This window comes from Parabacteroides sp. merdae-related_45_40 (assembly GCF_001915675.1).
In genome coordinates, this window is sequence record NZ_MNQY01000042.1 from 1 (window position 1) to 21877 (window position 21877).

At 49.1% G+C, this 21877-nt stretch carries 18 protein-coding genes and 1 pseudogene; 9 read left to right on the plus strand and 10 right to left on the minus strand.

All coding sequences use genetic code 11. From position 1 onward, the window contains the following. Window positions 1–212: pseudogene (locus tag BHV83_RS04405) on the plus strand (IS1182 family transposase); the annotation flags it as partial. Window positions 213–214: 2 nt separating this feature from the next. On the opposite strand, the gene BHV83_RS04410 reads toward BHV83_RS04405, so the two are convergent. After that, complete coding sequence (locus tag BHV83_RS04410) at window positions 215–466, minus strand: hypothetical protein (RefSeq protein WP_224204424.1); 252 nt, start codon at window positions 464–466, stop codon at window positions 215–217. On the opposite strand from BHV83_RS04410, the gene BHV83_RS04415 reads away from it, so the two are divergent. The 6 genes from BHV83_RS04415 to BHV83_RS04440 all read left to right on the plus strand — a co-directional run bounded on the left by BHV83_RS04415 (window position 453) and on the right by BHV83_RS04440 (window position 5867). Next, window positions 453–659 carry a helix-turn-helix domain-containing protein gene (locus tag BHV83_RS04415; RefSeq protein WP_229032805.1) on the plus strand — a complete coding sequence of 69 codons (207 nt, stop codon included), beginning with the start codon at window positions 453–455 and terminating at the stop codon, window positions 657–659. The two genes, BHV83_RS04410 and BHV83_RS04415, sit on opposite strands and share 14 nt — an antisense overlap. A gap of 65 nt (window positions 660–724) precedes the next feature. Further along, window positions 725–2281 carry a DUF7824 domain-containing protein gene (locus BHV83_RS04420; RefSeq protein WP_122205622.1) on the plus strand — a complete coding sequence of 519 codons (1557 nt, stop codon included), beginning with the start codon at window positions 725–727 and terminating at the stop codon, window positions 2279–2281. 62 nt (window positions 2282–2343) lie between these two features. Continuing rightward, window positions 2344–3381: an agmatine deiminase family protein gene (locus BHV83_RS04425; protein ID WP_122204975.1), complete on the plus strand. Its 1038-nt coding sequence runs from the start codon at window positions 2344–2346 to the stop codon at window positions 3379–3381. 38 nt (window positions 3382–3419) lie between these two features. Further along, window positions 3420–4295 carry a carbon-nitrogen hydrolase gene (locus tag BHV83_RS04430; RefSeq protein WP_122205621.1) on the plus strand — a complete coding sequence of 292 codons (876 nt, stop codon included), beginning with the start codon at window positions 3420–3422 and terminating at the stop codon, window positions 4293–4295. Then, entirely contained in the window at window positions 4292–5293 is a 1002-nt protein-coding gene (locus BHV83_RS04435) for an aminodeoxychorismate synthase component I (RefSeq protein WP_122205620.1), read from the plus strand. Before BHV83_RS04430 ends, BHV83_RS04435 begins: the two co-directional genes overlap by 4 nt. Next, a complete protein-coding gene (locus BHV83_RS04440; protein WP_005638655.1) occupies window positions 5277–5867 on the plus strand; it encodes an aminotransferase class IV in 591 nt (196 codons plus the stop codon). Before BHV83_RS04435 ends, BHV83_RS04440 begins: the two co-directional genes overlap by 17 nt. Here the strand turns inward: BHV83_RS04440 and BHV83_RS04445 are convergent. From BHV83_RS04445 to recQ, 3 genes are all read right to left on the minus strand, one after another. After that, on the minus strand, window positions 5789–6535 hold the full coding sequence (locus BHV83_RS04445) for a murein L,D-transpeptidase catalytic domain family protein (protein ID WP_005648795.1): 747 nt from the start codon (window positions 6533–6535) through the stop codon (window positions 5789–5791). The genes BHV83_RS04440 and BHV83_RS04445 overlap by 79 nt on opposite strands. A 33-nt stretch (window positions 6536–6568) precedes the next feature. Further along, a complete protein-coding gene (locus BHV83_RS04450) occupies window positions 6569–7573 on the minus strand; it encodes a L,D-transpeptidase family protein (RefSeq protein ID WP_022322585.1) in 1005 nt (334 codons plus the stop codon). A 69-nt stretch (window positions 7574–7642) separates the two neighbouring features. Further along, window positions 7643–9472 carry a DNA helicase RecQ gene (gene recQ / locus BHV83_RS04455; protein WP_122205618.1) on the minus strand — a complete coding sequence of 610 codons (1830 nt, stop codon included), beginning with the start codon at window positions 9470–9472 and terminating at the stop codon, window positions 7643–7645. 130 nt (window positions 9473–9602) lie between these two features. On the opposite strand from recQ, the gene BHV83_RS04460 reads away from it, so the two are divergent. Then, window positions 9603–10862, plus strand: coding sequence for a DEAD/DEAH box helicase (locus BHV83_RS04460; RefSeq protein ID WP_036723667.1), 1260 nt, complete (start codon window positions 9603–9605; stop codon window positions 10860–10862). Window positions 10863–10935: 73 nt separating this feature from the next. Next, on the plus strand, window positions 10936–12345 hold the full coding sequence (locus tag BHV83_RS04465) for a Gfo/Idh/MocA family protein (RefSeq protein WP_005638644.1): 1410 nt from the start codon (window positions 10936–10938) through the stop codon (window positions 12343–12345). Between the two features lie 654 nt (window positions 12346–12999). On the opposite strand, the gene BHV83_RS04470 is transcribed toward BHV83_RS04465, so the two are convergent. The 6 genes from BHV83_RS04470 to BHV83_RS04495 all read right to left on the minus strand — a co-directional run bounded on the left by BHV83_RS04470 (window position 13000) and on the right by BHV83_RS04495 (window position 21867). Further along, on the minus strand, window positions 13000–14931 hold the full coding sequence (locus tag BHV83_RS04470; RefSeq protein WP_122203100.1) for an NAD(+) synthase: 1932 nt from the start codon (window positions 14929–14931) through the stop codon (window positions 13000–13002). A gap of 122 nt (window positions 14932–15053) precedes the next feature. Then, the gene (locus BHV83_RS04475) at window positions 15054–15317 is read right to left on the minus strand and encodes a hypothetical protein (RefSeq protein WP_005638639.1); all 264 of its coding nucleotides are present in this window, start codon (window positions 15315–15317) and stop codon (window positions 15054–15056) included. 132 nt (window positions 15318–15449) lie between these two features. Beyond that, window positions 15450–17636: a glutamine synthetase III family protein gene (locus BHV83_RS04480; RefSeq protein ID WP_005643974.1), complete on the minus strand. Its 2187-nt coding sequence runs from the start codon at window positions 17634–17636 to the stop codon at window positions 15450–15452. A gap of 67 nt (window positions 17637–17703) precedes the next feature. Beyond that, window positions 17704–18933 (minus strand): LL-diaminopimelate aminotransferase, encoded by a 1230-nt coding sequence (locus BHV83_RS04485; RefSeq protein ID WP_005638636.1) that lies wholly within the window; start codon window positions 18931–18933, stop codon window positions 17704–17706. Window positions 18934–18959: 26 nt separating this feature from the next. After that, window positions 18960–19784 carry a diaminopimelate epimerase gene (gene dapF / locus BHV83_RS04490; RefSeq protein WP_005638635.1) on the minus strand — a complete coding sequence of 275 codons (825 nt, stop codon included), beginning with the start codon at window positions 19782–19784 and terminating at the stop codon, window positions 18960–18962. A gap of 442 nt (window positions 19785–20226) precedes the next feature. Further along, window positions 20227–21867, minus strand: a complete 1641-nt coding sequence (locus BHV83_RS04495) for an alpha-L-rhamnosidase-related protein (protein ID WP_122205616.1) — start codon at window positions 21865–21867, stop codon at window positions 20227–20229. Window positions 21868–21877 lie beyond the last annotated feature (10 nt).

Below are 21877 nucleotides of genomic sequence, written 5' to 3' on the forward strand. Positions count from 1 at the left end.
AGATATGTGCAAAAATGGCTAAAGAAGGTATGGATTGGCTGACTGGACTGTTTTATGAGCTTACAGTAGCTATATTTAGATGCTGCGAACACATAAATCAAAGAAATCCTCAAAATATCGCAGCTAAAAAAAATGAGCCGATTTTTATAGTCAACGAAAAAAAAGAAGGTGCATCGGGTATTACGACACACCTTCTTTTTATTGGAGTTTAGTGTCAATTTACAACAGGTTGTAAAGATATCGTGAACGGCTCTTCTTCGGTGCCTTTCACTCCTTCATCAATGAAGGGGAAAGATTCGGAAGCCTTATAGATTCCGCTTTCCGGCATTTCCCATTCCGGTTCAGGATCGTTTTCCACCAATTCCAATTTCCAATCGGGTTCTTCAACAACCGTCGGCGTAGGATCATCGTCTTGATGGACACCTGTTGGGAAAAATCGTATCTCTCCGTTATTGCAGACTTTCACAGGCGAAAATTTCAACGGATACATCAATCGGTTGAGACTCGATTATTCGCTTGTGCTGCTGAAAGATTTCAAGCATTATACGATTGAGGCTGTCGCTATCGATTCCGGTTTTGGCAATGTGCGAACCTACCAGCGCATTTTTAGAGACAAATATGGCATGACCCCCATGGAATACCGGAAAACACAAGGGTAAATGGAGACTTTGTCTGATGGGGGTATTTTTCTCCGTATATTTGTATCGCACAATATTGAAGTAGTATGGAAAGAATAGAAAAACAACCCTTCATTCGGGAAGAAATGCGTATTCCGGATGTCACGAATATGGATGGGCTGGTTTCTCTGATGGGCCGGTCGATGGATAACGAAGAGAGTTTCCATATCGATTTACTTTTGGCTTCTTTGTCCCGTATGCATCCGTTTGTAAAGCAGGAGGATGTGGAACGTATGGTTCCGGTTTTCGAAATGGCCCGTACCGTTGTGGAGGAAGGAAAAGACGGGATAGGAGAATTGGATGTGCTGGCAGCGTCTTTTCTTCTTGATTATGCTCAAATGCTTACCGGATCGGAAAGACGTGTCAAAAGCTCGAAACAACAATCATTTCAGGACTATAAACCCTATCTGGATCTTGTAAAATTGGCTTTTAACCGGATAAAAGATTATAATACGCTGCCTTTGCTATCGACACCGACCCACCGTCCGGCTTGGATCGATCCGTCCGTGCTTGTCTCCCGGTTGTCTGCATATCAGAAAAAGAGAATCAAACCGGACAGTCTGGACTTTCAAATCGCACTTTCGCGTGTGGCATTGGATGATACGGAAGAGGCTGTCCGGTTAGCCGAACAAGAGTTGGCGGGCGAATATCGCGAGCTATTGCTTTTCTTGTTCAAGCCGGAAGCACGCCCTAATGGTCCTTTTACGTTTCAGGCTGTCTGGATGACCGCCGCTTTGGTCAAAAGTCCTGATACCGTCTATGACGAGTTCAAGGATTTTCCTTATTCTGCTGTGAACCGGGCCTATCTGACGGGAGATATTCCATGCGATGTATTTACTTTTGAAAAGCCGTTTGGGAAAGTCGATCGTATCTTGCAGTTGATTCCGCCGGCAAGTAAGAATGTTGCGATAAAGTGGAGGTTTGGAGGTTATGCCTTATATATGGCTTATCGTCCTTGTTCCCGTATTCCGCTTTTGGTGGAGACTTTTTGGAAGGTTCCTTTGCGGGAGAAGGATCTGAAGAGATTTTTGTTGCTTTCTCCGAATGCACCTCGGATTTGGTTGGCTTTATTGGTGCGGGATCGCGTAAGGGATGCTTATTGGAACGATTTGGAACTGGCAAGGCTTAACCTGGTTGCTCTTGATACCCTGCGCGAACTTGATTTGGAGTGGAGAGGGGGGATGGCTTTGACATACCTGGCGGTGTGCCTGTTGAGCATTGATCGTCCTGTTCGTTTGTGTGCGGCGAATCTTTGGGGCGAACTTGTGGAAAAAGACCTGATAGACAATGTGGCATTAGGTCGGGTGTTGGGGAAGATCCAAGCGTTGGAATGGGCTCCTGCGCAGAGAGTTTCAGGTTTGGTTGTCGAAATGTTGATAAATAGATCATCTTTTCATAACAAAGAACTGTCTGTGCTGTTTGTCTCTTTCTTGTCTTGCCTGCCGGAAAATCCGGTAAAGGATTTAAAGCGGTTATTGGAAGTTTTTGCGGAACTTCAAACAGTCAATAACTGGCCGAAGGTGACATACGCACCGCTTCTTTGTTTGCTTGAGACGTGGAAGAAAAACAGCAAGTTGACAGAGGTGATAGAATCTTTGTATTAAGAATGATGGAAAATAAGCCTATATTTGTGCCGCAATACAATCGCATATTTTATTAAACGCAGATGGAAAATAAAATCATATTACCAGCGGAATGGTATCCGCAAAGTGCCGTCCAGTTGACATGGCCGCATGAGGAAACGGATTGGGCGCCTATACTGGACGAGGTGATTCCTTGTTTCGTATCGATTGCCAAGGAGGTGATCAAACATGAGAAGCTCTTGATTGTCTGTCCGGACGAACAGGAAGTACGCAGACAATTGGGCGATGTGGATGACAGCCGGATCATTTTCAGGGAGATGGCGACGAATGATACCTGGGCTCGTGATCATGGCGGCATTACTGTATTCGACCAGGGAGAACCAGTCGTGTATGACTTTGTGTTCAACGGGTGGGGGATGAAGTTCGCGGCGAATCTGGATAACCTGGTTACGCGTAACCTGTCGGTACAGGGAACATTTGCCGACGGGGTTCAGGTCATCAATATGCAACCGTTTGTCTTGGAAGGCGGCAGTATCGAATCGGATGGCAAGGGAACACTGTTGACGACGGTCGAATGTCTTTCGTCTCAGAATCGGAACGAATATCTGCAAAAGGAAGAGTTGGAAGCCTATCTGAAGGATGTCTTCGGCTTTGAACGCATCTTATGGCTGGAAAATGGTTATCTTGCCGGTGATGATACGGACAGCCATATCGATACGCTGGCACGGTTCTGTAGCGAAGATACGATTGCGTACGTGCAGTGCAAGGATGAGTCGGATGAACATTTCGAGGAGTTGCAAGCGATGGAACAGGAGTTACAGGCTTTCAGACAGGCTGACGGCAAACCTTACCGGTTAATCGCCTTGCCGATGGCGGACCCTGTGGAATGGGAGGGAGAACGTCTTCCTGCCACTTATGCCAATTTTTTGATTATCAACGGGGCTGTGTTGTTACCCTATTATAAATCTCCGAAGGACGAACTGGCGAAGAAAGCTTTGCAACAGGCTTTTCCGGAGCGTGAGATTATAGGAATCAATTGCTTGCCGTTGATTAAACAGCATGGTTCGCTACATTGTGTGACGATGCAGTACCCGGAGGGAGTCGTGTCAATTGACAATTGAGGTTTCAAATCTAAATCATAAATTATAAATCATAAATCATGAAGTTAGGGCTGGTGCAGCAGGCGAATAGCAGTGATCGGGCTGCTAATATTGAGAAACTGAAACAAAATATTCGGGCTTGTGCTTTGCAAGGAGCTGAATTGGTCGTTTTGCAGGAGTTGCATAACGGGCTTTATTTTTGCCAGACGGAGAATACCGAAGTGTTCGATCAGGCTGAACCGATTCCAGGACCTTCTACAGAGGGCTTCGGAGCGTTGGCAAAGGAACTGGGGATCGTACTGGTACTTTCTTTGTTTGAGAAACGAGCTCCCGGTCTGTATCATAATACGGCTGTCGTTATTGAGAAAGATGGCGCTATTGCCGGAAAATATCGTAAAATGCATATTCCGGATGATCCGGCCTATTATGAGAAGTTCTATTTTACTCCCGGTGATCTCGGATTTGAGCCGATCGAGACTTCTGTTGGTAAATTGGGTGTATTGGTTTGTTGGGATCAGTGGTATCCCGAAGCAGCCCGCCTAATGGCGATGAAAGGAGCGGAACTGCTGATTTATCCGACAGCTATCGGTTGGGAAAGCAGTGACACGGAGGAAGAGAAAAAACGCCAGTTAGGAGCGTGGGTAACTGTTCAGCGGGGGCATGCCGTAGCCAATGGTCTTCCGGTCGTTACGGTAAACCGGGTAGGACACGAGGCCGATCCGTCCAGACAAACGAATGGCATTCAGTTCTGGGGAAACAGTTTCGTCGCTGGTCCGCAGGGTGAACTTTTGGCCGAACTTTCCAATAATGATGAAGGAATACGAATTGTGGAGATCGACAAGACGCGTAGCGAGAATGTCCGCCGTTGGTGGCCTTTCTTCCGAGATCGCCGTATCGACGCTTTTGGTGGTTTGACCGAACGTTTTCTGATATGAGATTCTATAACCGCATAGAGGCCGTCTGCCGTATGAACCGATTGGGTGCGGAAAGGCGGCCTTTCCTGTTTGTGATCGATTACAAGCAAGAGCAGGTGATTGTGGAAGAGCCGGATCAGATCGATTCGGAGGCATTGCTCTACAATCTGGACGGTGTGACGAATGTTGCGACTGCAAGCCGTATGAATGATCGGGAGAACCGAACTTCTGCGATCCGATGGGAAACATACCCTATCACACAATCGGCCTACGCCGACTCGTTTCATAAGGTGGTCGGACATATCCGGGCCGGAAACTCCTACCTGGTCAATCTGACTTGCGCTACTCCTGTTCGGACCGATCTGAGCTTGAAGGACGTTTTTGTCAGTTCGGAAGCCCGGTATAAGCTCTGGATGAAAGACCGTTTTGTCGTTTTCTCTCCTGAGATATTCGTGAAGATTCGGGATGAACATATCTATTCCTATCCGATGAAAGGGACGATCGATGCTACATTGCCGGATGCTCGCAGGCGGATATTAGAAGATCCGAAGGAAACGGCCGAACATGCTACGATTGTCGACCTGATCCGCAATGACCTCAGTATGGTGGCGACCGAGGTGATGGTGACCCGTTATCGCTACATAGACGAACTACCGACACATCTGGGGGCTTTGTTGCAGGTCAGTTCGGAGATCCGGGGCCGTCTTGCCGGAGGTTGGCAGGCCGAAGTGGGAGATTTGTTCTTCCGGCTCCTTCCGGCAGGTTCCATTACCGGGGCGCCCAAAAAGAAGACAATGGAGATTATCGCGGAAGCCGAGACCTACGAAAGGGGGTTTTATACGGGTGTCATGGGCTATTTTGACGGGAATAGCCTGGACAGTGCCGTTATGATCCGCTTTTTGGAACAGCAGGCGGATGGCTCGTTGATCTTTAAGAGTGGAGGGGGAATCACTTCCCAAAGTGATTTGACAAGCGAATATAATGAAATGAAGCAGAAAGTATATGTCCCTATTTATTGAAACAATCCGGATCGAGAACGGGCGGATTCATAACCTATCCTACCATAACCGGCGTATGAATGAGACACGTCGGAACGTGCTATGTCAAACCGATGTGCTTGATTTGAACGATTACATCCGCCCTGTGAACTATCGGGAGCGGACGAAGTGTCGGGTCGAATATGATGTGGATATCCGGAACGTGGAGTATGCCGCCTATCACTTCCGCCCAGTATCCTCTTTGCGGTTGGTTGTCGATGACGAAGCCGACTATCGGTATAAAAGCAGAGATCGGAGTGTGCTGAACCGCTTGTTCGCGTGTCGCGAGACAGAAGATGATGTGTTGGTCGTCCGGAAAGGGTTGTTGACCGACACCTCTATTTGCAACGTGGCATTCTGGAACAGGAAACAATGGATCACTCCCTCCGCACCGTTACTGGCAGGGACGAAGAGGGCTTCGTTGTTGGATCAGGGAGAGCTGGTTGCAGGTGATATCCGTCCGGAGGATTTACCGGGCTATTCCCGTATCAGGCTGTTCAATGCGATGATCGAGTTCGGGGAAATCGATCTTCCGGTTGATAAGATCGTGCTTTGACTCAGATACTCCTTGTCGTTGGCATAGATGTAGAGTAAGGTCCCGTCCTTGATGGTGTTAATGATCGGCTTGGCAAGAGACGGGGGTAGGGCGGGACAACCGAAACTTCTTCCTAAGCGGCCCGTCGAGACGGCAACAGACGGGCTGCAATAATTCGCCCCGTGCACTACGATCGCCCGTTCTTTTGCCCGGTCGTTGATCCCTTTTTCCAAGCCGTTCAGGACTAAGGAGTAGCCATTTTTGCCCTGATAGGTATTTTCCGTAACGAAAAATCCCAATGAACTTTTGTAAGAATTGACTTTGTTGGAGAAAGAAGTGGCGTAATTTCCTCCGCTGTTTTTTCCGTGTGAGACGAGAGAGGAGAACAGGAGTCTCTTATGCCGGATATCCAGGACGTAAAGCCGTTCTTCTGTGGAAGGCTTTGTGAAGTCGATTAGGGTAATGATATCCTTGTTACGCCGTTCGATTGCCTGTGCTCCGGTTATCGCCTGTTCGAAAGCGGTATAGTCCACCATACTATCCAGCTGCATATCAGCATAGAGCTGTCGGCATACCGAAGACATGGCCGCCGCGGGATCAGCCGGAATCAGGGGAGACGAACTTCTGGTTGTCGTATAATTAGCCGGAAGAAATAATAAAAACAAGTATAAACAGATACGCAATAACATAAGATTGAATAATGTCGCACAAAGATAAGACTTTTAATCAAAAACGAAAACAATAGTCTCATTTACAGGTGCCCAATCATAAACGAACTTGGCGTGAGAGGTCGCATTCCGGACGCACATATGGGAGCGTGGGGTCGTTCCAAGTGTTGGGCTGTATTCGATCAGCGACTTGCGTGGCGCGTTTACCGGGACCCCGTGGATATAACCTCCGTTGGTGAACCGGCTGGCATAAGGAGCGAATCCGCCTGTCTCTTTGCTGCCGTCTACGAGGTAAATCATCCTTGCCTTCTTTTCCTGAACGACAAATATGCCTAATGGCGTTTCCTGTGCGTATGGAGGACGGTGCTGCCCTGTTGTGGCCGGATTCATGCTTCTGACCAACCATTTGGAACCTGCATGCTCGAGTGTTGCGATGTTCTGGTTGGTGACGTCGACGAATATGGCCTTGTCGAACGTGACGCTATCGGCTATCGGCTTGACATATTTTCCGGGAACCAGCCATTCCCCGTTTGTATAGATCGTTTGGATACGGAAAAGGCGGTTGCTGTCATCAAGCAATTTCACAAGAGCACCGTCACGGCCATAGCGTTCGGCAGTCAGTGTATCTTCCGGCAGATATAGCGGGACAGACTGGTAACGTTCGATACCTAAAGTGTCGGAAACCCGCTTGTAAGCATCGCGATGAAACTTCCGGACCAGCGGGGCTTCCCCGTTCTTGTTCCTGTAGTTTTGAAAGATCGCCCAACGGGACGGCTTCTGCCGGAGCGAATCGAGCAGACGGAGACCGGCACGGATCTTATCCCATTGGAATTCCCGCATTGTATCCTTGTATGGGTAAGTATCGGCTAACGTATGCTGGTCGTAAAGCAGTTCCTTTTCTATAACGGTTTCAATGAGGGGAGGGGCCGCCTCCGGTACTGTTTCTGCAACGGGAGTGTCTAGTCCGGGTAAACCGGATCCTTGCGGCTCTCCTGGCTTTGTCGTACAGAAACTCAGTGTGGAAAGGCAAAGCAACAAGAGTATGGGAATTGTTTTCATTGTATCTGTCATTCTATTCATTATATAAATATAAACAAAAGAATAGAACGATTGTTTGTTTTTCTTTTTTTATTCCTTTTTAGGCAAACGAAGGACAAAGCGGATCAGGGCGACGAATACCTTGCCGTATTTGTCTAGCTTGAGCTGTCCGACACCTCGTATTTCGCTGAACTCGTCGAGCGTAACCGGTTTCTTACGGACCATATCTTCGAGGGCGTCATCCGAAAAGAGGATATAAGCCGGGGTATGTTCGCGTTCGGCAATCTGCTTACGGAGTTGTTGCAGGGAGTCGAGCAACGTTTCATCCACGGAAGTGGATTCGATCGGACGGATCGGACGGTATTTGTAGCCGCCTTTCTTGGTCGGCAGGGCAAAATCTTTGATCTTTTGGTAAATGGTCATGAGCGCCTGCTGCTCGCCGAAAAGGACTTTACGTCCTAATGGAGTCACTTTCAGGTGACCGGCCGACATATAGTCGATTTCAATATAACCGAGCTGAAGCATCTGATATAAGTATTCTTTCCACTCTTTGTAGCTGAGGTCTTTGCCAACACCATAGGTTTTTAGCTTGTCGTATCCTTTTTCCTTCAGTTCATCCTTTTCGGCTCCCCGGAGTATATCGATTAGCAGGTGCATATTGGCTGTTTGCCCGGTACGAAAAATACCGCTCAGGGCTTTCTGTACCAAGATGCTCCCGTCGAAACGTTGGGGAGGGTTCTTGCAGACGTCGCAGTTCCCGCAGTCCTTGTCCGTTTCTTCTCCGAAATAGCTCAGCAAGATACGACGCCGACAGATGTCTGCCTCGCAATACCTGCGCATCCGGTTCAACTTCTGTAAACTGACGTCTTTCTGTCCGCTTTCCTCTGCAAAACGGCGAAGGAGCAGGATGTCGCCCACGGAATAGAACAGAAGCGTGTCGCTTTTCATTCCGTCCCGTCCGGCACGGCCTATTTCCTGGTAGTAGTTCTCGATGCTTGTCGGCATATTATAATGAATGACCCAGCGGACATTGCTTTTGTCTATCCCCATCCCGAATGCGACCGTTGCACACACTACATTAACACGGTCGTTGATGAAATCGTCCTGTGCTTTCTCGCGTTTGTCGGAGCTTAGCCCGGCATGATAGGCGACTGCCCGGATGCTGTACTCAGACAGTTCTTCGACCAAAGACTCCGTACTGTTACGGCTCATGCAGTAGATGATACCGCTCTGCCGGTGATGCCGGTTGATGAAATGGACGATCGCTGCGATCTTTTCCTTTTTGCTCAGCCCGCGGCGGATAGTGAGCGACAGGTTCGGGCGGTCGAAAGACGAGATGAATGTTTTAGGATCACGCAGTTTCAATTGATTTAGGATGTCCGTCCGGGTGATTTTGTCTGCCGTAGCTGTCAGGGCGATGATCGGTACTTTCGGAAAATTCTCTTTCAGAACGGACAACTGGGTATATTCGGGGCGGAAATCATGTCCCCAATGCGAGATACAATGCGCTTCATCGATGGCGATCAGCGAAATGTCGATGCGGGGCAGGAGCCAGTGCAGTTCGCTAATGATCCCTTCGGGGGAGATGTAAAGCAGTTTCACCTTTCCCTGTATGCAGAGTTGTCGTACCCGGTGGCGTTCTTCCTCCGGCATCATGCTGTTGAGCGTAGCAGCCGGTATGCCATTGGCGATCAGTCCTTCGACCTGGTCTTTCATCAGAGCGATAAGGGGAGATACTACGATGGCGGTTCCCGGCATATAGATCGCCGGAAGCTGGAAACAGATCGACTTGCCGCCACCCGTAGGCATCAGGACCAGCGAATCTTCTTTCTGCAAGGTGCGCTGTATGATTTCGGCCTGTAAGGGGCGGAATGAAGTGTATCCGAAGAACCGTTTGAGTAGTGACAATAATTCTTTCATGAGAATCAAAAAGAACTGAATATTTTTAAAAAGCACGCAAATATAGCAAATTATTGCAGAGATGCCGGATTTTTGTGTATCTTTGTCACCATTATTTATTTAACGAGCCGTGACGGCTCATTCTTATTATATGACATTTGAACAATTGGAACTAATCGAGCCGATACGAAAGGCTCTCAAAAAAGAAAAGTACACAACTCCCACTCCCATACAAGCCGAAGCCATTCCCGTAGTATTGGACGGATCTGATTTATTAGGTTGCGCACAGACCGGAACAGGTAAGACGGCAGCTTTCTCCATCCCTATCATCCAAAAGATCGAAGAGCGGATTTCGAGGGGACGTAAACCGGGCATCAAAGCCTTGATCCTGACTCCGACACGCGAATTGGCGATCCAGATAGGTGAAAGTTTTACGGCATACGGGCGTTATACTCACGTAAAACATACCGTTATTTTCGGTGGCGTGGGGCAGAAGCCGCAGACAGATGCATTGGAACGGGGTGTAGACGTATTGATCGCAACTCCCGGGCGTCTGCTGGATTTGATCAACCAAGGTTTTATCCGCCTGGACACATTGGAATATTTTGTTTTGGACGAAGCCGACCGGATGCTGGATATGGGATTTATCCATGACATCAAACGCATCCTTCCTTTACTGCCCCGAAAGCGCCAGTCCCTGTTCTTCTCTGCAACGATGCCGCCGGAGATCGAACGCCTGGCCGGAACGATCCTTCATGAACCTGAGAAAGTGGAGGTGACTCCTGTTTCTTCAACCGTCGATACGATCGACCAGTCTGTCTATTTTGTTGAGAAAGTGGAAAAGATCAACCTGTTGAAGAATCTGCTGGAAGACCGCTCACTGGAATCCGTCTTGGTTTTTACTCGTACGAAGCACGGAGCCGACAAGGTTGCCCGTGTCCTGAACAAATCCGGGATCGGTGCGGAAGCCATTCATGGAAACAAAGGGCAGAGTGCCCGTCAGCGTGCCTTATCCAGTTTTAAGGATCATACGCTCCGTGTCTTGATCGCGACCGATATCGCCTCCCGCGGTATCGATGTCGACCATCTTTCGCATGTCATCAACTATGATTTGCCGAATGTACCTGAAACCTATGTGCACCGTATCGGCCGTACCGGTCGTGCCGGCCGTAGCGGGATCGCTTTTTCCTTTTGCGATGTGGAAGAGGTTCCGTATCTGAAAGATATCCAGAAGCTGATCGGTAAAGAAGTGCCGGTTGCAGGAGGCCATATGTTCGAGACGGTCGAGGTAAAGGAAGCGGTAGCCGAGAAGAAAAAAGCGATAAAAGAAGAGTCCAAGCGCCGGAATATGTTCGGTAGCAAACGGGATGGCAGCTTTTGGCGGAATAAGAAGAGAACGGCTGCAAAATAATGGGCTATCTCCTTTGATATATGCATGGAATGTTATACATTTGCCCACTTAACATAAAATTCTAAATTGAAAAATGGAAAACACTCGTCGTTCATTCCTGAAAAAGATGACCGCTGCCGGAATCGGTACGGCTGGTCTTGCATTGAGTAGCAATGCTGCTGCTACGGTTACAACAGAAACTAGTGCAGAGAAGAAAAAGAAACCCGCCGGCAAAGACGATGGTAAATTACGCTTCGGTTTTATCGGTACAGGTTCTCGTTGTCACGAACATATTAACAACGTGTTGTCTATCCCCGGAAACAAGATCGTGGCTATCTGCGATATCCAAGCTGGTCCGATCCAGCGTACGCTGGATCATATCGCCAAGTTCAATGTTCCGGCTCCGAAGGTATATACAGGCAGCGAACGTGAATTTGAAAAAATGTTGAACAACGAAGAATTCGATTGTGTCATCATCGCCAGCCCGTGGGAATGGCACGTGCCGATGTCGGTTGCAGCCATGAAAGCCGGTGTCCCTTATGTCGGTGTGGAAGTATCTGCCGCCAATACGCTGGAAGAATGCTGGGATCTGGTCAACGTATCGGAAGCTACGGGAAGCCATCTGAACATCATGGAAAACGTTTGCTATCGTCGCGACTGCATGGCTGCGTTGAACATGGTCCGCAAAGGCCTGTTCGGTGAATTGCTGCATGCGACTTGCGGTTACGAACATGATTTGCGCGATGTCAAATTCAATGATGGTAAACATTATACTTACCAGAAAGGCGGTGAGTTGCGCATGGGTAAAGATGCGTTTGCAGAAGCCCAGTGGCGTACGAACCATTCTGTCCGCCGTAACGGCGATGTCTATCCGACGCATGGAATCGGACCGGTGGCAAACTGCCTAGACATCAACCGTGGTAACCGTTTTCTCTCCTTGTCTGCTATGGCAACCCAGTCTCGCGGTTTGCATAAGTTCATCGTGGACAATGGCGGTGAAAATCATCCGTTGGCAAAAGTCCGCTTCAACTTGGGTGACATCGTGACTTCCATGATCAAGTGTGCGAACGGACAGACGGTTATCGTTACGCATGATACGAATTCCCCCCGTCCTTACTCTTTGGGATTCCGCATTCAGGGAACCGAAGGTTTATGGATGAACGATGGCGATCACGTATACGTTGAAAACCAATCCAAACCTCACCGTTGGGATGATTCGGAAGAATGGTTCAAGAAGTTCGACCATACATTGTGGTCCAAACATGAAGCCGAAGCTGCTCAGGCCGGACACGGTGGTATGGACTACGTGATGATGTTCGACTTGATCAACGCTATCCATAACAAGAAACCGGCTCCTATGGACTGCTACGATGCTGCTGCATGGAGCGCTATTTCCGCTTTGTCCGAGATGTCTATCGCCCGTGGCGGCGCATTGGTAGACTTCCCCGACTTTACTCGTGGACAGTGGATTCACCGTCAGCCGGCATTTGCATTGTCTGAATAAGAAAACTGAAATATCCATTAAAAGGCTATCGGGTTCCGGTAGCCTTTTTTTGTGGGAACGGTTGGCTATATGTAAATATTTCAAAGAGCGTTTGTGAATCGATTACCCTGCAAATATATGGTATTATAAAAAAGCGGAGTCGATTAGAGTCGAATAGAGTCGATTAATCTTTTCATGTTCATGGATCGATTCTTCCGGATTGTGATCTGCTTTTATATATAGCCTGCTGCTTTATGGTGCGAATCACCGGTGATTTGAATTCAAAACACCGGTGATTCGTTTTCAAAACACCGGTGTTTTGATTGGGGGGCTGAGATACCGGTCCTTTAGGAGTTGGCGGGATTTTTTGAAGTTTCGCCTTTTGTCGTTTTCAAAAATTGAAAAAAGTCCCGTTTTATAATTAGTTATAAGAGAATACTTAGTTATTATATATAAGGAATCGTCATAGCAAAAGGTCAAGAGGTGGTGATTTGCTGTTGCAATGTATTGGTATTCATTGTTTTATTGATCGTTTGCAAATGGACATAGCTATCAATAAAACAATGAATACCAATAAAAATCGTTTTAGCAGTCATTTTAATCGACTCTAATCGACTCTAATCGACTTTGCTTTTTTATGGTTTCGTATCTTTGTCGGGTGAATCGGTTCGGTATCTATATGTTGATCCGTTCTATCTCTTCCAACCAAAGTCGTGACACCGCATCGCTCGGCATACGCCAGTCACCACGTGGCGAGAGGCTGACGGAGCCGACCTTGGGGCCGTCTGGCAGGCAACTGCGTTTGAATTGTTGTTGGAAGAAGCGGCGGAAGAAGGTGTAGAGCCATTTCTTGACCGTTGCATTGTCGTAGATGCCTGCGAAGGCTTTTTGCGCTAAGAAATAAATCTTGGACGGATGGGAACCGAAACGCAGGAAATGGTAGAGGAAGAAGTCGTGCAGTTCGTACGGGCCGACCAAGTCCTCTGTCTTTTGCTTGATGTTGCCGTTCTCGTCTGCCGGGATCAGTTCGGGGCTGATCGGCGTGTCGACGATATCCAGCAAGGTGAGGCGGGAGGCATCGTCCACCTTGTGATTGGCAACCCATTCGACCAGGTATTTGACCAATGTTTTCGGGATGCTGCCGTTCACGCCGTACATCGACATATGGTCGCCGTTGTAGGTCGCCCAGCCGAGTGCCAGTTCGGAGAGGTCGCCGGTTCCGATCACGAGGCCGTTCTTCTGGTTGGCGACATCCATCAGCAGTTGGGTCCGTTCGCGTGCCTGGCTGTTTTCGTAGGTCACGTCATGGACGGACGGATCATGGTCGATGTCGCGGAAATGTTGAAGGCAGGCTTCCTTGATCGGGATCTCTTTCAGTGTGACGCCGAGGGAGCGGATGAGGTCGCAAGCGTTAGTATAGGTGCGGTCGGTCGTACCGAAGCCGGGCATCGTGATGCCGATGATCTGCCCCCGTGGCATCTTCAGAGCGTCGAACGTCATGACGGTCACGAGCAGAGCCAGGGTGGAGTCCAGCCCGCCTGAAATACCGACGACAGCCGTTTGAGCATGTGCATGGACGAGTCGTTTGGCAAGGCCGGCTACCTGTATGTGGAATATTTCTTCACAGCGTTCCTTCAAAGCCTCTCCGGAGGGAGTGAACGGATGCGGATCGACCGGACGCGTCAGGCTGAATCCGTCCGGAATCCGGACTTGGAAGTCTACAACCTGTGCCTTTTCCTTCGGTAGACCGGATGTGCCATACATGAAGCTGGTGTTGACTTGCCGGTCGTTCTGCAAAGTCTCTATGTCGATCTCGCTGATGACAAGCTGTTCTTCCATCGTGAAACGGGGAGATTCGGCAAGCAGGTTGCCGTTCTCGGCTATGATCCCGTTACCGGCAAAGACGAGGTCGGTGCTCGATTCGCCGAAGCCGGAAGAGGCGTAGACATAGCCTGCCATGCAACGGGCGGATTGCTGGCAGATCAGCGAACGCAGGTAGGCGTGCTTGCCGATCAGCTCGTTGCTGGCGGAGAGGTTGAAGATGATGTTGGCTCCTTCCATCGCCAGCAGGGAACTGGGGGGGACGGGAACCCATAGGTCTTCGCATATCTCGATGCCGGCAGTCAGCCGTCCCGAACGGAACAGCAGGTGGCTGCCCATCGGATATTCTTCTTCCCCGATGGAAATTGTCGATTCCCGAAGTTCCGTGGCAGATGTGAACCAGCGTTGTTCCTGAAACTCTTTATAGTTGGGCAAATATGTTTTGGGGACGACACCCCGTATGGCTCCTTTCTGGAAGACAACGGCGGCATTGATCAGCCGGTTTTCCGTCCGTAGCGGAACGCCGACGATGGTCAGGATATCCAGGTCGGCCGTGTTGCTGACCAACTGGAGCAGTGCCTCTTCTGCGCCATCGAGCAACGTCTGCTGGGCGAAGAGGTCGAGGCAGGTATAGCCGGTGACGGACAGTTCCGGGAAAGCGATGATCTGCACGCCTTTTTCCGATGCTTGCCGCATCAGTCCTTCTATTTTTTCTATATTATAAAAACAATCCGCTACCTGTACAAGCGGTACGGCGGCGGCAACTTTTACAAATCCGTAGTTCATATTTGTTTATATTTGTCTTATAGTTTTTTGAGCTTGTCGGGGTTCTGACGGCAATCCCATAATAAAACGACTTGTATCGTGTGATCGTTTTCTCATGGTATAGATAATTTTATAGTAGCCTTCTACCAGAGAGCGATACTGCTTTGTCCTGTTTGCAAAGGCAGGTTCTCCATTTCTTTGATACCTTTTCCTTCGCTTAATTCTTTTTCGGCAATATCGATTTCTGCATTTGCTTCGTCTATATTGAAAGCGATAGGGGATAGAGCCACCGGCTTTTTATTTAGTATCCGTTTTGTATATTTTTCCAGCTTATCCATCACTTCCAGACTGTCTATCTCGTCCAGATAATCGCGGATAAAGTTCTGTTTCCATTGTTGTAATTCCATTGCCGTTATGACGTAAACTCCTTTCTTATTGAATTATGCTCCAAAGGTATGCAATTCCTTTGTAATAAAAAAGAAGGGGATCCATACTTCACAGCACGTTCCCCTTGCAAACACAAAACAATCAACAAAAAACTATCTGATAAATAATAGTTCCCTGTATTTCGGCAATGTCCAGATCTGGTCGTCGACAACCAGTTCTAATTTGTCGATGTGGTAGCGGATGGCTTCCAGCATCGGGACGATCTTGTCGTGGTAGGCGATTGCCTTCTCGCGTTCGCTTTCGATCTTGTTAGCGACCTTGCGGGCTTCCACCATTTCATCGACCTTCTCTTTGATGAAGTTGGTGCGGTTGGCGATGTCTTCGATGATCTCCAGGTTGCGGGACGAAAGGGCGGAAGCCTTATCGGCAGGGAAGAGGTCTTTCATCTTGTAGACGTTGTCGATCAGGGAAGTCTGGTATCTGGTGGCGGTCGGGATGATGTGGTTCATCGCCAGGTCACCGAGTACGCGAGCTTCGATCTGGATTTTCTTCGTATAGGTTTCCCATTTGACTTCGTTACGGGCTTCCAGTTCCTTGCGTGTCATGACGCCGGTGGATTCGAACATCCGGACGCTGCTTTCTTTCAGATAGTTGTCGAAGATCACCGGCACGCTTGTCTCGCAGTCCAGGCCACGACGGGCTGCTTCGGCTTTCCATTCGTCACTGTAGCCGTTGCCGTCAAAATGGATCGCCTTGCATTCCTTGATGTCTTTACGTAGTACTTCGAGGATGGCGGCGAATGTCTCCTTGCCATCGGCAATTTTTGCATCGACCTCGGTTTTGAATGTCTTCAACTGTTCGGCTACGGCAGCATTCAGGGCGAGCATGGCGGAAGCGCAGTTGGCCTCGGAGCCTACGGCACGAAATTCGAAACGGTTGCCGGTGAAGGCAAAAGGTGAGGTACGGTTACGGTCGGTATTGTCGATCAGCAGTTCGGGGATACGGGCGATGTCGAGCTTCATGCCTTGCTTGCCTGCCAGCATCAGGTCTTCCGGTTCGCTTTTTTCGAGATGTTCCAGGACTTTCGACAACTGTGTTCCGAGGAAGCTGGAGATGATTGCAGGAGGTGCTTCGTTAGCTCCTAAACGATGGGCATTGGTGGCACTCGAAATGCTGGCTTTCAGTAATCCGTTGTGGCGGTAGACAGCCATCAGTACATTGACGATGAAGGTGATGAAGCGGAGGTTTTCTTCCGGTGTCTTGCCCGGAGCCATCAGCAGGATGCCTGTGTCGGTTCCCAGTGACCAGTTGTTGTGTTTGCCGGAACCATTTATGCCTTTGAACGGTTTCTCGTGCAGCAGGACACGGAAGCCATGTTTGCGGCTGATCTTGCGCATCAGAGCCATTACAAGCAGGTTATGGTCGTTCGCCAGGTTGCATTCTTCGAAGACGGGAGCCAGCTCGAACTGGTTCGGGGCGACTTCATTGTGGCGTGTTTTCAAAGGAATGCCTAATTTGAGCGACTCGATTTCCAACTCCTTCATAAATTCCATGACACGGGTCGGGATGGCGCCGAAGTAGTGGTCTTCCAATTGCTGGTTCTTCGAACTTTCGTGTCCCATCAGCGTACGGCCTGTCAGCAACAGGTCGGGACGTGCGGCATACAGTCCTTCGTCGACTAGGAAGTATTCCTGTTCCCAGCCCAGGTAAGCGTATACTTTCTTTACATCTGGATTGAAGTAATGGCAGACGTCTGTGGCAGCCTTGTTAACGGCTTCGAGGGCTTTCAATAGCGGGGCTTTGTAGTCCAGCGATTCTCCGGTATAAGCGATGAAAACAGTCGGGATACAGAGTGTGTCACCTACGATAAAAGCGGGAGAGGAGGGGTCCCAGGCGGAATAGCCACGTGCCTCGAATGTGTTCCGGATACCGCCGTTCGGAAAACTGGATGCGTCGGGTTCCTGCTGGATCAGTAGCTTGCCAGAGAACTCTTCGACCATGCCGCCCTTGCCATCGTGTTCGACGAAAGCATCATGCTTCTCGGCTGTTCCTTCGGTCAGCGGATGGAACCAATGCGTGTAGTGGGTGGCTCCCATTCCGATCGCCCACTTCTTCATGCCGGCAGCTACGATGTCGGCTGTTTCTCGGTCGAGCGGAGCGCCGTTGTCGATGCAGTCCGTGATCCGTTCGTACGCTTTTTCAGGAAGATATTTGAACATCTTCGCCCGGTTGAATACGTTCTGCCCGAAATAGTCGGATGGACGTTCGGCCGGAGCCGGTACTTCTGCAGCCCGTTTCTTGAAGGCTGTTTCTACTACTCTGAATCTTAACTTTGACATAGATATAATGATTTGATGTGATAATTTTCCAAATTAACCTGTGGATTGGAATTCATCGACTGTTAGCTTAGAGCAACCACTTCTTCAGCCTGCTCATGGCTTCCAGCGTGTCGTCTCTGTCTCCGAAAGCGGTGAGACGGAGAAAACCCTCGCCACCGGGTCCGAACCCCACACCGGGAGTCCCTACTATATTGACTTCGTAAAGCAGTTTGTCAAAGAATTTCCAAGAAGAGAGTCCGTCCGGTGTTTTCAGCCAGATGTAAGGGGCGTTTTCGCCGCCATACACCCGCAGGCCGCAGCTCTGGAGGCTTTCCCGCATGATGCGGGCGTTGGCCATGTAATAATCGATCGTTTTCCGGACCTGCTCTTTCCCTTCCGGGCTGTAGACTGCTTCGGCTCCTCGCTGGGTGATGTAGCTCGTACCGTTGAACTTCGTGCACTGACGGCGGTTCCACATCCGGTTCAGCGGAACCCGTTCGCCTGCCAGGGTAAAGGCGTTCAACTCTTTCGGAACAATCGTGTAACCGCAGCGCACACCTGTGAAACCGGCTGTTTTGGAGAAGCTGCGGAACTCGATCGCCACCTTCTTCGCTCCCTTGATCTCGTAGATAGAGTGGGGGATATTGGGATCTTGGATATAGGCCTCGTAAGCCGAGTCGTACATAATCAGGCAATCATTGGCAAGGGCATAGTTCACCCATTTCTTCAGTTCTTCTTTCGTAAGCGTTGTCCCGGTCGGGTTGTTCGGATAGCAGAGGTAAATGATGTCTACGCGGCGGCTGGGCAGATCGGGCACGAAGTTATTGGCTTCGGTGCAGGGGATGTAGACCACGTCGCTCCATTTGCCGTTTTCCAGCGTACCGGTCCGTCCGCTCATCACGTTCGAGTCGATATATACCGGATAGACCGGGTCTGTCACACCGATACTGTTGTCGTGACGAAGCATGTCACCGATGTTTCCACAGTCGCTTTTGGCTCCGTCGCTCACGAACACTTCTCCGGGTTCGAGGAAGATGCCGCGACTGGCATAATCGTTCTTGATGATGGCATCTATCAGGAACGGATAGCCTTGTTCGGGGCCGTATCCGTGGAATGTATCCTTGCTTGCCATCTCGTCGACCGCCTTGTGCATGGCTTCGATGACGGCAGGGGCTAACGGTTGCGTCACATCGCCGATACCCATGCGGATAATTTTCTTTTTGGGATGTGTAACCTTAAAACTGTTTACTTTCTTTGCGATGTCCGAGAACAGGTAGTTGTTTTGCAGCTTCAGGAAATGTTCATTAATCAGTGCCATATTCTATCAATAGTTTTTTGTTGTGTTTATATTTCCAGTTCCCCCTCGAATACTTTGACCGCCCCGCCAGTCATATAGACGTGTCCGGAACTTTCATCCCAATGGATGGTAAGAGGGCCTCCATCCATGACGACTTTGGTTTTTCGTCCGGTTTTCCCGCGCACTGCGCTTGCTACGGCTGTCGCACAGGCTCCGGTCCCACAGGCTTGCGTAATGCCGGAACCGCGTTCCCAAACCTTCATCCGTACTTCGTCTGTACTTAGCGCCTGGACAAATTCGACATTCGTCCGGTTCGGGAACAGCGGATGGCATTCCAATAAAGGTCCGATGACCGGCAGATTTATATTCGTGATATCTTCGACAAAAATGACAAGATGCGGATTCCCCATCGAGATGACCGTTCCCGTATAAAAATAGTCTCCGGCTTCTATTTCAAGGGCTGTTTCACCTATTACCGGACAGCCCATGTCGACCGTCACTTCGGTTACCTCTTCGTGGGGACCGGAAAGTTTCCGGGTGGTCAGTTGCAACTCCTTGATGCCGGATAATGTTTCCAGCGTAATGTTTTTTTTGTTCGTCAGTCTTTTGTCATATACATATTTGCCGATACAACGGGAGGCATTTCCACACATCATGGCTTCGGAACCGTCCGCATTGAAAATACGCATGCTGAAGTCGGCGATTTTTGATGAACCGATCAGAACCAGTCCGTCCGAGCCGATCCCGGTATGGGGAGCACTCAACCTAATGGCAAGCTCTTCCGGGTTCCGGACCGGAAAAGCCATTGTATTCACGTATATGTAGTCGTTTCCGGCTCCGTGCATCTTTGTAAATCTGATTGGTTCTGTCATTTTTATCGCTATTATTTTGTTTGATATGTCTTTTTGTTTTATTACAATGCAAATATACGACGTTTTGATATTTTTGATATGTAAATTATGTCTTAATGTATAATAATAATGTGTTTGTGATGAATTGTTATAAATAGGGCTGTTTTATGTTATAAATAGTAATGGAGATACTTGTTTTATCTTTGTTATTGTAAGTTGTTCTATGCGAATGGCTATCTGAGTTTATGATGAGGACTTTTGGTTTTGGAAGGATGGGAAGAAATTCTGACTGCTGATCGACACACCTCCTGAAAGATTTCATGAGGTCAAAATAAAAATTCGCTTGCTATTTGTTTTTTTGGCACGGGTTACACGAGGAAAGAATAAAAAAGTCCATGTAATCCGTGCCTAAGAGAAATCATATAGGTATTTTGATACAGTTCCTTAACCGGCATGAAAGAGGTTATTTTTGGAATATCTCCGGATATTTGTTGATGAAATAGATCGGGGTGCAACTCCAGGCATGGCAATAGCTATTGATTACGAAGAAGCCATAGGGGGAAAGGTAATCATTGTTCGGGTCATAGACTTCCCAAAAGGTATCGGCTCCCCGCTTTACCATACTACCCCAATAATCGGTAATCAGTTTGCGTGCTTCTTGCGGCATGCCGCATTGCAGAAGGGCTTCTATCACATAATGGTAAGCATAGGGGCAGCCCGGATAGCAAGCGTCGGGCATGGACATGACGGTAGCCATTGCCTTAGCCCCTTCTTTTTTGTCCAGTGTGTTGGATAGGATCATCCAAACTTGCGACAGATAGGAGATTTGTTTGTCTTTGCCGCTGACCATTACTCCTCGCTTCTTGTCATAGAAATGTTGGCGGGCAGCTTTTTTCATCTTGCCGGCTATTGTCGGCCATTCGCCGGCCTCCTTTTCTTTGCCTAACATTTTAGCCAATTCGTAGCTGTGTTGTAGGGCGAAAATCGTTAGTCCTTGCATGGAAGCCTGCCGGTCATATCCGTCTTTCCAGTCGAATACCAACCAGTATTGAGGTTTCTTGTCCATGTCATAGATCCATTCCGGTGAAAACTGGCGAAGTGCTAACTCTATCTGGCGGACAACAACAGGCCACAGGTCATTCGCTGTTTCCCTGTCTCCCGTCTCTTTCAGGTATTCCAACAATGCTACGTTATAAATGAGGCAGTAGTCCAGTGTGTGCGTGCCGTATTGCGGATGGGGTTGAGGCTTTTCGAGCAGTGTGGCATGCAGCAAGCCTTCGTCGTTGGCGAAGGCGGCGAGCAGATACAGGCAATGTTTGGTCAGTTCATGGTTCTTGAACGTATGGGCGTTTGCCAATGCTTCGAGATAGAGGTCGCCGATCCACAGGCGGCGATCCCGTTTGGGGCCGTCTTCATAGACAGTCTGCATGCATTCTTTCAGGCTATTCAAGCCTACTTTATATATATCCCGGACCAGAGGATCGGTGGTAGAGGCTAAAGCCGGTGCTTCGTTGGTGACGGAGGTTTGTGTCTTGAAGGTCAGCTTGTCGAACACGAAGTCGAAACTGCCCGATATGCCCAGCAGTTCGATTTTCAGGTAGCGTCCTGCCAGGCGGCGCGGGATCGTCATCTCGTGGGGGACGCTCATGACCGTCACGATCTCGTCCTGCACCCAGGAACGGGCCAAACCTCCCTTATAAGGTTCGAGCGGGGTGTTCAACTCTCCCGGAACTTCTGCAAAGGTGAACTTAAGCCGGACGGGTGCGTCTGCTGCTTTTAATCCGGACGGTTTGATGGAGAAAGTGAGATAGCCGGTATAATGATTGCCGAAATCCAGGGTAATGGCTGGATGCTTTTTGAACGGCTCGTTGAAGAGGATATCCGGTTGTCCGGCATCTTCCATCCGCCAGCCCTGGAATGCTTTTGTGTCCTGTACGGAACGGACGACTTTGACGGGAGAAATAGTCTGATAACTCAACTCCGGCTTGCAGGCCTCAGCTTTCCGGAGCCATTCTTTACTGTCGCTGAAATACGTGCTTTGCGCCAGGCAGGTCGATCCCCAAGCGAATAGGGTAAAGCCTGCGGTCAATAAGATTTTCTTCATTCTTTATAGG